Genomic DNA, 9759 nt, shown 5'->3' on the forward strand with positions numbered 1-9759 from the left:
CTTTCAAAAACCCTTTTATCAATAGGTGCAAATTTCTATATCGGAGCTTGGGTATCTCTGCGCCCTGCTTATATTTGAGGACGGCGAGGACGGCTGGCAAGCGCCACAATGCAATCAAATTTTTTAAATAAATCATATTCGTACAGATTTTCGGGGTGTTGATTTTGTTCTGATATTGGATACACTGCAACGTCTGAATCGCTAATCCTGTAGGCTTCACCGTTATAAAACAGGTATGGAAAGAGATCGAATTGTAGTTTGTCTGAAAATCCAACCCGCCAGCGCCTCGTGGCGTCTATTTTTTTTAACTCCCTAAGCAGCGGCCCAACAACGCTTTGCGGCTTCCAGTCATATGTGGTTACAACGTGTAAGGAGGCAAGAGGCCCAGCGGTTAGTATAATCAGTACCAAGCAAACAAGGCATGTGCCGGCCCGCATAAACCACGTCCCAATAATACGGGCGTCTAATGCCCCGTCTGCAATAATACCGCCCGCTAAGACAATCATGGGCAGCCAAAACACATGGTTGCGCGTAAAGCCCAGCGACAACCCCGCCGCTGTATGTGCTATGTAAGCCAAAGAAAACGAGGCCGCCAGCACAGATAAAATAATAAGGGCTGCGGGCGTTAAGGTTTTTTTATTTACTATTATATTTAGTATAAACAATACGGCGAGGATAAGCATTACAGGCAGCATAATAGCACGAGTTATCATTTCAAGATTCCACAGGTGAAATCCCCATTTTGAAAACAGGCCTTCTGTTATCAGCGCTTTGAGGATAGTTGCGGGGGCCTCGTTTATTTCGCTGTTCACTGCGGCAGCCGAGATTATTGTCTTAATGACGTTAATATACAGCAACGCCAGGGGCAAGGAAGAAAAGCACATAATAGCGCTTCCCATCTCAAAGACCTTCTTAAACGCGCCTGAGGGTTTGCCTGTGGCCACACAGGCATTTTTAGTATGGTACATCACGGCAAGGAAGGCAAGATTTATAGGCACAATGGTGTATAAACTTGTCAGCATAGCCCCAAGCGCGATGAAATTCAGGGCGCTGAGGAGAAAAACCATAGACTTATCGTAGTCTTTTAAGAGCGTAGGATAGAAGATAACAAGAAGCAGTTCGCAATACACTGCGCCGAGGGCTATGGCGTATCCCCTTGCGAGGATGGATAAATCGAATATGAAGTAATTAGACAGGCACAGCGCCAGCACGAGTAACTTTAGCGGCCTGCTTCTTAAGGCGGCCTCTATGATAATCGCAATTGATACCACATAAACGATGCCAAAAACAACCGCGGGCAGTCGTATTGCCGGCACCCCCATAAAATTGCCCAATTGCCCGAATATGTTAACTGACAGATAAATCAGCACAGAGTTCAGCAGGTGGTTGTTTGTCGTTGAATAGTCCGAAACAGCGCTGTTGAAATCCCGTGCGAATCTAAAATAGGTGAGGGCCTCGTCATAAATAACTCCGGTATAGCAGGCCTTGTACATCCTTAGAATCACTGCTGAGAGGACGATGGCAACAAAACACCCGATGTAAAGTTTGTGTATTACATTAGAACTGTGTCTCATATCAGAACCGTGTTGTTGTGAGTTAGCTCGCGGCATTGCGTGTAGATTTTACCACATATATTATTTTTTTGACATAGTTTTATTGCTACGGGTATAATTGTTGGCATGACGGGGCGGGTTAGAATATGGGGGGATGATGCTTAAGGTATTTTCTTTGATTTTTGGGACGTATTTTGTTGGGGCGTTGATAGTGGAGATAAGCAAGAGGCTGTCGCAGGAGGAAACCAATAACAAGACGTTTTGCGAGCGAAGGTTTCTGCCGCGGTTCAAGCTATCAGCGATAATCAGAAGGCTAACTGGCAGGGGGCATGACGGGTGAAGCTATTTGTTAACCCTTTATGCTGGGGTTTGAAGACTGCGAAGCAGATGCTCTATGGTCTGCCCTATAACCGGATGCACGAACTCCGGGGCTATTTCCGCAAGCGGCTCAAGGACAAATCCCCTGAGGTGGGCATATGGGTGGGGGATTTTAAGGCGCTCCTCGTCAATTACCCGCTCACCGCAAAACAGGATGTCAAGGTCAACTTCCCGCGGGCCCCATTTATATGACTTGCGTCTGCCCGTTTGTATCTCTATTGCCTGTAGTGCATCAAGGAGCTGAAATGGGGTCAGACGCGTCTCAATCCCGACGCACATATTAATGAAATCCGGCTGATTCACCACCCCCCACGCCTTTGTCTCATACATGCCGCTGCGCGCCGTCACCGCCATATCTGCGCGTTCTATCAGTTCAATGGCACGGCGGCAGTTGCCGCGCCTATCGCCAACATTTGAGCCAACGCCGATATATGCCCTCAGATTATCTTTCTCATTCTTTCGACGGCCTCTTTCATTCTCCCGACATCCACTGTAAGGGCAAATCTGATATAGCCCTCCCCTGCCTCGCCAAAGCCGTTTCCGGGGGTGGCGGAGATGCCCGCGTTCTCAAGCAGATGGACGGCGAAGGACTCGGAATTAAACCGCGCGGGGACCTTCGCCCAGAGGTAAAACGTGGCCTCCGGCCTCATCGCCTCTATGCCTATTGCCTTAAGTCCATCATAGAGCGCGTCTCTGCGAGCGCGGTATGTGTCGCGCAGCGGTGCCAGTATGGAGTCGTCTGTTTCCAGAGCGGCCACCGCCGCCTCCTGCACCGCCTGAAATACGCCGGAGTCAAGGTTAGTCTTTATCTTGCCAAGCCCAAATATTATATCGGCATTGCCTACGGCAAATCCTATCCTCCAGCCCGTCATATTATATGTCTTTGACAGTGAATGAAGCTCTACGGCCACATCTCTGGCACCGTCAATCTCAAGAAAGCTCATCGGCTTTTTGCCATTAAAATAGACCTCTGAATATGCGGCATCGTGGCAAATTATAAAATTATACTTATGGGCAAGCTCAACGGCCTCCATAAACTGCCCCCTGCCGCATACCGCGCTGGTAGGGTTATTGGGATAGTTTAAGAACATCAGCTTCGTTTGCTTAAGCACATCAACCGGGATGGCTGAAAAATCAGGGAAATAACCGTTTTCTTCCCGCAGGGGCATCAGCAATGGCTCACCTCCGGCAAACATCGTTCCAATGGTATACACTGGATAACCCGGCGAAGGGCACAGGACGACATCCCCCTGATTTACAAAGGCAAGCGGCAGATGCCCAATCCCCTCCTTTGAGCCAATCAGAGACAGCACCTCAGTGCCGGGGTCGAGCGTGACACCAAAACGCCTCAAATACCAACGGGCAACCGCCTCCCTATAGGCCAACATGCCCTCATATGCGGGATAGCGATGATGTTCCGGCTTGGGGGCGGCGGCCTTGAGGGCATCCACAATGTGGGCAGGCGTTGGAATGTCCGGGTCTCCTATGCTCAAATCAATTAAATCCACACCCTTTGCCCTTGCCTGTTTTTTGAGTTTGTCAATCTTGTCGAACAAATAGGGCGGCAGGTGTTTTACCCTCCCGGCAAGTTCAATAGTCTTTTTCATCGTATCTCCAATTCTTCATAATATATTTTTAGCCATCCTCACATACCAGCGTTGCACATTATAAACAAAACACCGCTATTCATACAATAACCCCTCCGCCAATCACCGTGCCCTCATCATAAAATACCGCGCTTTGTCCTGGTGCGGGAGGCCACTGTGGCCTCTCAAAGACGACTTTTACCTTTTGGGCGTCAACGAAGCTGACAAGGGCGGGGATTAGTCGCCCGGCTGACCGTATCTTTACATCCAACGATGCTGGGAAGGCGATGTCAACGAGCATGTTTAAATCACCTACGATACACTCCGGGGCAACCGCAAACTGCCGCTGCCCAACCCTAAGGGTATTAGTTGCCGTATCTATTCCTATTACGTAGAGCGGCTCTTTGGCGGGGATGCCGATTCTCCGCCGCTGCCCAAGCGTGTAGGCGTAGAGGCCATGATGCGTGCCGATTCGGTTGCCTTCCATGTCAATAATCGGGCCGTCACGACTGACGCCACCGTCGTAATCCCTGATGAACTTCCCGTAATCACAGTCCACGACAAAACATATCTCCTGGCTTTCAGGGCGCGTGGCCGCGGGCAGGTTCAAACTAAGTGCAACTTCTCGCACCTCGTCCTTTGTCAACCCACCGAGGGGCAGGACGAGGCGGGATAGCATCTCACTGGTCAGGGGATAGAGAAAATATGACTGGTCTTTCTTTTTATCTGTGGCAATGGTTAAGTGCTGATTCACAATTCCCGCATAGTGCCCTGTGGCAATAAAATCAATCCCCATCTCATTTGCCGTGTCAAGAAGCGCCGGGAATTTCACATGTTTATTGCATAAGACACAGGGGTTTGGCGTGAGGCCGTCTCTGTAGCCCGCGATAAATGGCTCTATGACGCGTTCCATAAACTCAACGCGCACGTCCTTAGCGCTATGGCTGACCCCAACAATGGCGGCCGTTTTTGCCGCGTCAAGCACCGAGTCAATCGAACAGCAGGCGGTTGTGCCGGAGTTAAACCTCGTTTCCCAGAACATGAGGCTCAGGCCATGGACGCGGTAACCTTGTTTCTGTAATAAATAAGCGGTTACCGAGGAGTCAACCCCTCCGCTCATTCCAACGAGTACGCTTTTCACTTAGGTGGTTACTTGATTTCCACGCATGTATGAGGGCCAACCCTGTGGAGGAGTTCCTTCATATCCTCGTCCTCCAGTGCGATACACCCGGCGGTCCAGTCGTCATTGCCACCGCCGTGAATCATGATAAGATTCCCCAGCGCGGTATCTTGCGGTGGGAGTTTCATGTTCAGCGTGGCCGCGGTGATGCGTTTATACTGTTCTATGGAGATTAGTCCATAACGCAGGCCATCCCACGCGTCGAAGGAATTCGGGTAGTTGAGCTGCAGGGAGGGCATTGCGCTGTTTGTATCCGGGTCGAGGCCAAAGCGGCTTACGGGATTTTTCCTCGCGATGAAATAAGTGCCTTCGGGGGTTTGGCGATCAAATTTTTTCGTCTTAGGATACAGGTCTTTATTAATAATCAGGTTAAATTTATCTTCTGCGAATTCCACGACATAATCACCGGCAACGACTTTTTCCCCGCATGAATACATCTGCGGCTCCTCGTCGTCCAGCTTACCGTGACTTAGGTGGTAGAGGGCGAGGGTATTGGCTTTCTTATCGAGGACAATCACGGCCTCACCGCCAAGGGCCTTAGTGAGGGCATTGCCGGTGCTTTCGAAAAGATCAAACTTTCTGTTGCCCTTGAGGGTCAGATAGGCGTAGGGACGGGTAATTGTGTGTGTCTCTGCGCGAAGTCCTGTGCCTTTGCCAAGGCCGATGGAATATTGCTTTGTGGATTCCCAGCCGCTGTCGTTTCTATTGAATACGGTCAAGGTGCGCAGTTTCTTATTGACGACGATTTTCTTATCGCTGCCGTCACAGAAATCAATATTAACTTTGCGTGATAAAAGCGGCTCTGTGGTATTGTCCTGCTTTTCGACTGCCCAGAACTGATGGCCGCGAATATCAAACCTAACCCATGTAACGCTGCCATGTTGAGACCTCTGCTCAGGGGTTATTTCCATCCCCCGATAGAGTTGAAACCTGACATCAGAGGACAGCTCCGGCTCATCATGAACCGTTACATTGTCAACCGCGACCATGAGGGTCTCAGCAAACGCGGACGGCAAATAAACCAACGAGGCTAGTAATATCAATAACGCGATAAGTTTTCTCATAAACCGATTTTCTACTGTGACAATGAAATTGTAATTGATTCTATACGATTAAAGCAACTGCCTTTAGCTGGCAGCATAAAGCTAATGAATTCGATTATCCTATGACTGCATTTTGGCATCAAAACAGAAATCGCCCATGTGTCGTATCAAAAATTTAATACATCCATCCACATGCGAACTGTTGCAACTGTTATCACAACCGCCAAGGCCTTCCTTAGAATCGGGGCTGGGATTCGCTTTGTAAACCCCGCACAAAATCTCGCCGCCGGTATTGCGCTTACTACCACGGCCACCGTCATTATGTATGGAACCTGTCCGGTTATTAGTTTTCCTATTGCCCCCGATATTGACGCGACGAAGGCTATCCCCAATGTGCTTCCAATAGCGACCTTTGTCGGGATTTTTAGTATGTAAATCATCATAGGCGTAAATATATACGCCCCCGGTGCCCCAACCATTCCTCCTATAAATCCTAGAGTCGAAGATATCAGGGCTGCCTTAGGTTTGCTGAACTTTATATTCTCTAAGACTATCTCTTCGTCTGATTCCTTATTCGGCAACAACATTACAAACGCCGCAAAGGCCGACATTATCGCAAATATCAACAGAAGCGTCTTGCTTGATGAACTATTTGAGTATATAGCGCCAAAAAAAGCGGCAACCACGGCGGTTACTCCCATTATCACTACCATATTCTTTAAGACGAGATTATTCTTGTTCTGCACAGACAACCCCGCAAGCGAAGACGCAAACACCACAATTATCGTAATCCCCGATACCGCTTTCATGTCGAGAGCCCCCACCCCTATCAACGGTGGAATGTATAACAGCATCGGCACAAGGACTATCGCCCCTCCTAATCCCAAAAGCCCTGAAAGCCCTCCGCCAACCGCCCCAATTAAAAATAACGCCGCCAACATGCTTACCGAACCCATTTCGTCCCCCTCTGCCTCATATGAATTGCATAGTTAATCGCGTCCATTACAAAGCAAGTCTGCTCCGGTATGTGATGAATGTTGAAAACATAATCAACAATACAACAGAGGAAACTATAAACACCTTGCCTATGCCAAAGTAAGCGGCGATAATGCCCGACACCAGTGGCCCCGTCGTGTGCCCTATATCCATTATAGAGGCAAAAACGCCCATTGAGGAGCTTAACTGCCCCTTTAGAGACATGTCGCCGATTAACGCCGATGTGGCCGAGGTTACGACCGAAATACTCAGGCCAAACGCTATGCTTAGTACCATAGCCACTATAATACCATTTGCGTAAATTATCAGACAAATAAATATGGCACATAGCAAAATGCCGACAGTTATCTGAGACGGCCTGCCGTATTTATCTGAAAGTCTACCCATAATAGGTTTGGTCAGGGCAACTGATATTATCTGCGCTGAAAGCACTGCCCCGATTTCATACGGGTTCATTCCCTTGTTAATTAAATATACCGGCAAAAACGTCTCAAACGTACCATATGAAAACAAAACGGCGGCCTCAACACCGCCTGTCAGTAAAATTCCCCTGTGGGTAGTCAACCCCTTCAGCGCTTTAACCACATCTGTGCGTGTTGCCTTTACCTTGCTTATGTTGTCTTTAGGCAGTTGTGAAATCAGCACCAGTGTAATAAGACCGCTTACAGAGCATATGAGATAGACGGCGTTAAAGCCAAGCCGAGGGGTTGACGCCAAATACCCGACAACGGCGCCTCCAGCTATAGGAGCAACAAACCTGCCCGCTAACGTTGCGCTTGAAAACATCCCCAGGGCCTCGCCCTTTTTCTCTGCGTAAGTGCTTGATATAAGGGCCATTGACACAGGAATCATTATTGCCGTGGCGAGGCCGTGATAGAATCTCAGAAGTGAAAGCAGCGTGACATTGACAGCCAGAAGGTATAACAGAGGGGCCGTAAAAAATATAACAGACGCCACGGTGAGCATCCTCTTGCTGCCGTATCTGTCGGCAAATACACCGGCTAAGGCACTGCACGTTATACCGGCTATCGGCGATACCGACGCTATAATACCGATTCCCAACGGCCCGACGCCCAGATAGGAAGCATACAGGGGCAATACGGGGCTTTTGGCCATAGTCGAACTAAAGATGGCTAAGGCTCCCGAAACGCACAGAAGCACATACGGCGACATTTTTATGCCTTGGCCATTAGACCTTGAATTTCGTCATGGTAGGCGATATATCGTCTGAGTGTGATTTCATTTTTGCCGTACTGAGGATATTTAGTCAGAATTTCGACAAACTTATCCTCTGCTTCTTTATCCTTGCTGAGTTCAACAATACCGTCATAGATAATGTCAACAAGCCTGTCAGCGTAAATGACAATCTTCTCCTCTATAGTTTTAAGTGAATAGTCTTTGACTGGCAGTTCAAGCTCCCTTGCCTCATCTGGAGTAAGGCCGCCTCTGATGTGTTTTTCCATTATGTCTGTGATGGCGGTTGGCAGCCCCAGCGCCTTACCAAGTTCGGCTCCTATTTTGCCGTGTTCTATGTCGTGTGTCTTAGACTTGCCGAGGTCATGAAACAAAGCGCCTCTTGCGATAAGCTCCATGTCCATGCCTCCTGCGCAGCGAACCGCTATCTCAAGAGCCTTTTGAGCAACCTTTACACAGTGGCCAATGTCGTCCTCACTGACCCCTGTCTGCCGTAATAAATTAATGTCACTTTCTCTTATCGTATACGCAGCCATTGTATTAGTCTCCTTTTATCCCGAAATACTGCAGCGTGTCGGATATGGCCTTGTGCAGGTCATCTTCAATATGTTTAAACTTGGCCTTCACATCGTCGTGGATATGTTCGATGTACTGTTGAAGCGCCTCTTTACCATATTTTTCCTCGATCTCTTTACCGTACTCGTAGATTTTAGTAATATCGTGACGCTCGGCTTTTTTTGATGGGTCGTTATCCAGCCAATCGTGTACCTCTCTGTACTCCTTACCTGTTGTTTGCAGACTCTTTTTGTAGTGTATTCCTACTGGTGGCATTTGCAAGACCTCCTGTTCATTTTAGTTCGATGCTAAAAGCATCACACACAAAACGGCACCAAGCATGTTTCGTTATATTGAGCACCTTCTTATTCTTACTTCCTTACCGCTCTAAACGCTTCCGCCCCGCACGGGCGCATGATGTTTTAACGCTTTGGGCTTAGACACAGTTAATTTTACAACTAATTACAAGGTTTTTTCATTCCTGATCGGTGGGCGGCGCAATCCTAATGCCAGGCGTAGCTTAAATCTGCACAGCATTGCAGCCGTTGCTGGTTGCCTTATTTCTGTGTTGCCCTAAGAAACAGCCCTATTCCAATGGAGTAGAGTTCGCGCAGCCGCTCTTTTGGTAAATTCCGGGTTTCCATAACAACGCGGGAAAATGTATATTTTTCCCAGTCGTCCTCAAGCAATGTAATCCCGTATTGTTTCATCTTTAAGAAGACCTCCGTGCCCGGGTAAGGGGTTAACAGGCTCAACGTAAGTCGCGTTGCCCCTAATTCACTTAGTCGCAGACCTAAGTTAATCGTATCTGTCACCGTGTCTTGGGTGTCTTGGGGATGGCCGATGATAAAACCGCAGACTATTTGTTTGATTTTCGCCTCACTTGCCGCGATGACGGCGTCTTCGATTTGCTTTAGGGTCGTGCTTTTCTTTATTTTTGTCAGCACTGTCTGATTTCCACTTTCTACGCCGAACTGTATAACTTTACAGCCCGCACCCGCCATAGCCTTTGCCATCGTCGGCGTGAACTGTGCGGCGCGGCAGAAACAGCCCCATTCGATTGCCATTTTACGGTTTTTTATCTCACTGCAAAGCTCAAAGACTCGTTGGCTGTCGAGATTAAAGCAATCGTCATGGAAGTCAAAATATTTATATCCATACTTTGCTGACACCTCAGCAATCTCATTCAGGACATAATTAACGCTGTGGGTTCGATATGTCCGTAAGCGTCAAGAAAACCCCATCTTTACAGTGGGGGTAGCAGATGTCATAAT

10 protein-coding genes and 1 pseudogene are annotated in these 9759 nt (G+C 48.3%); 1 reads left to right on the forward strand and 10 read right to left on the reverse strand.

Translation table 11 applies throughout. The annotated features are described in order from the left end of the window. Positions 1-68: 68 nt before the first annotated feature. Positions 69-1574 carry a hypothetical protein gene (locus AB7D94_RS14510; protein ID WP_420266666.1) on the reverse strand — a complete coding sequence of 502 codons (1506 nt, stop codon included), beginning with the start codon at positions 1572-1574 and terminating at the stop codon, positions 69-71. A 133-nt stretch (positions 1575-1707) separates the two neighbouring features. On the opposite strand from AB7D94_RS14510, the gene AB7D94_RS14515 reads away from it, so the two are divergent. Then, positions 1708-1893 carry a hypothetical protein gene (locus AB7D94_RS14515; RefSeq protein ID WP_420266667.1) on the forward strand — a complete coding sequence of 62 codons (186 nt, stop codon included), beginning with the start codon at positions 1708-1710 and terminating at the stop codon, positions 1891-1893. Between the two features lie 17 nt (positions 1894-1910). Here AB7D94_RS14515 and folK read toward each other — a convergent pair whose 3' ends face one another. From folK to AB7D94_RS14560, 9 genes and pseudogenes are all read right to left on the reverse strand, one after another. Further along, on the reverse strand, positions 1911-2435 hold the full coding sequence (folK, locus tag AB7D94_RS14520; RefSeq protein ID WP_420266676.1) for a 2-amino-4-hydroxy-6-hydroxymethyldihydropteridine diphosphokinase: 525 nt from the start codon (positions 2433-2435) through the stop codon (positions 1911-1913). Beyond that, positions 2369-3538 carry an LL-diaminopimelate aminotransferase gene (locus AB7D94_RS14525; protein ID WP_420266668.1) on the reverse strand — a complete coding sequence of 390 codons (1170 nt, stop codon included), beginning with the start codon at positions 3536-3538 and terminating at the stop codon, positions 2369-2371. The genes folK and AB7D94_RS14525 overlap by 67 nt, the downstream gene beginning before the upstream one ends. A 79-nt stretch (positions 3539-3617) precedes the next feature. Then, the gene (gene mnmA / locus AB7D94_RS14530; protein ID WP_420266669.1) at positions 3618-4658 is read right to left on the reverse strand and encodes a tRNA 2-thiouridine(34) synthase MnmA; all 1041 of its coding nucleotides are present in this window, start codon (positions 4656-4658) and stop codon (positions 3618-3620) included. An 8-nt stretch (positions 4659-4666) separates the two neighbouring features. Further along, complete coding sequence (locus AB7D94_RS14535; RefSeq protein WP_420266671.1) at positions 4667-5761, reverse strand: L,D-transpeptidase family protein; 1095 nt, start codon at positions 5759-5761, stop codon at positions 4667-4669. A 146-nt stretch (positions 5762-5907) separates the two neighbouring features. Next, complete coding sequence (locus tag AB7D94_RS14540; RefSeq protein ID WP_420266672.1) at positions 5908-6696, reverse strand: sulfite exporter TauE/SafE family protein; 789 nt, start codon at positions 6694-6696, stop codon at positions 5908-5910. Between the two features lie 46 nt (positions 6697-6742). Then, a complete protein-coding gene (locus tag AB7D94_RS14545; RefSeq protein ID WP_420266673.1) occupies positions 6743-7909 on the reverse strand; it encodes an MFS transporter in 1167 nt (388 codons plus the stop codon). A gap of 2 nt (positions 7910-7911) precedes the next feature. After that, entirely contained in the window at positions 7912-8466 is a 555-nt protein-coding gene (locus tag AB7D94_RS14550) for an HDIG domain-containing metalloprotein (protein ID WP_420266674.1), read from the reverse strand. A 4-nt stretch (positions 8467-8470) separates the two neighbouring features. After that, complete coding sequence (locus tag AB7D94_RS14555; RefSeq protein WP_420266675.1) at positions 8471-8761, reverse strand: hypothetical protein; 291 nt, start codon at positions 8759-8761, stop codon at positions 8471-8473. Positions 8762-9042: 281 nt separating this feature from the next. Continuing rightward, positions 9043-9696: pseudogene (locus AB7D94_RS14560) on the reverse strand (B12-binding domain-containing radical SAM protein); the annotation flags it as partial. Positions 9697-9759: the final 63 nt, after the last annotated feature.

This window comes from Candidatus Magnetominusculus dajiuhuensis (assembly GCF_046044395.1).
In the GTDB taxonomy this organism is placed as follows: domain Bacteria; phylum Nitrospirota; class Thermodesulfovibrionia; order Thermodesulfovibrionales; family Magnetobacteriaceae; genus Magnetominusculus; species Magnetominusculus dajiuhuensis.

Coding starts and splice junctions, on each gene's coding strand:
- AB7D94_RS14555 (WP_420266675.1), bottom strand. CDS start 8,761: ATGCCACCAGTAGGAATACACTACAAAAAGAGTCTGCAAACAACAGGT.
- AB7D94_RS14545 (WP_420266673.1), bottom strand. CDS start 7,909: ATGTCGCCGTATGTGCTTCTGTGCGTTTCGGGAGCCTTAGCCATCTTT.
- AB7D94_RS14540 (WP_420266672.1), bottom strand. CDS start 6,696: ATGGGTTCGGTAAGCATGTTGGCGGCGTTATTTTTAATTGGGGCGGTT.
- AB7D94_RS14515 (WP_420266667.1), top strand. CDS start 1,708: ATGATGCTTAAGGTATTTTCTTTGATTTTTGGGACGTATTTTGTTGGG.
- AB7D94_RS14525 (WP_420266668.1), bottom strand. CDS start 3,538: ATGAAAAAGACTATTGAACTTGCCGGGAGGGTAAAACACCTGCCGCCC.
- AB7D94_RS14535 (WP_420266671.1), bottom strand. CDS start 5,761: ATGAGAAAACTTATCGCGTTATTGATATTACTAGCCTCGTTGGTTTAT.
- AB7D94_RS14550 (WP_420266674.1), bottom strand. CDS start 8,466: ATGGCTGCGTATACGATAAGAGAAAGTGACATTAATTTATTACGGCAG.
- AB7D94_RS14510 (WP_420266666.1), bottom strand. CDS start 1,574: ATGAGACACAGTTCTAATGTAATACACAAACTTTACATCGGGTGTTTT.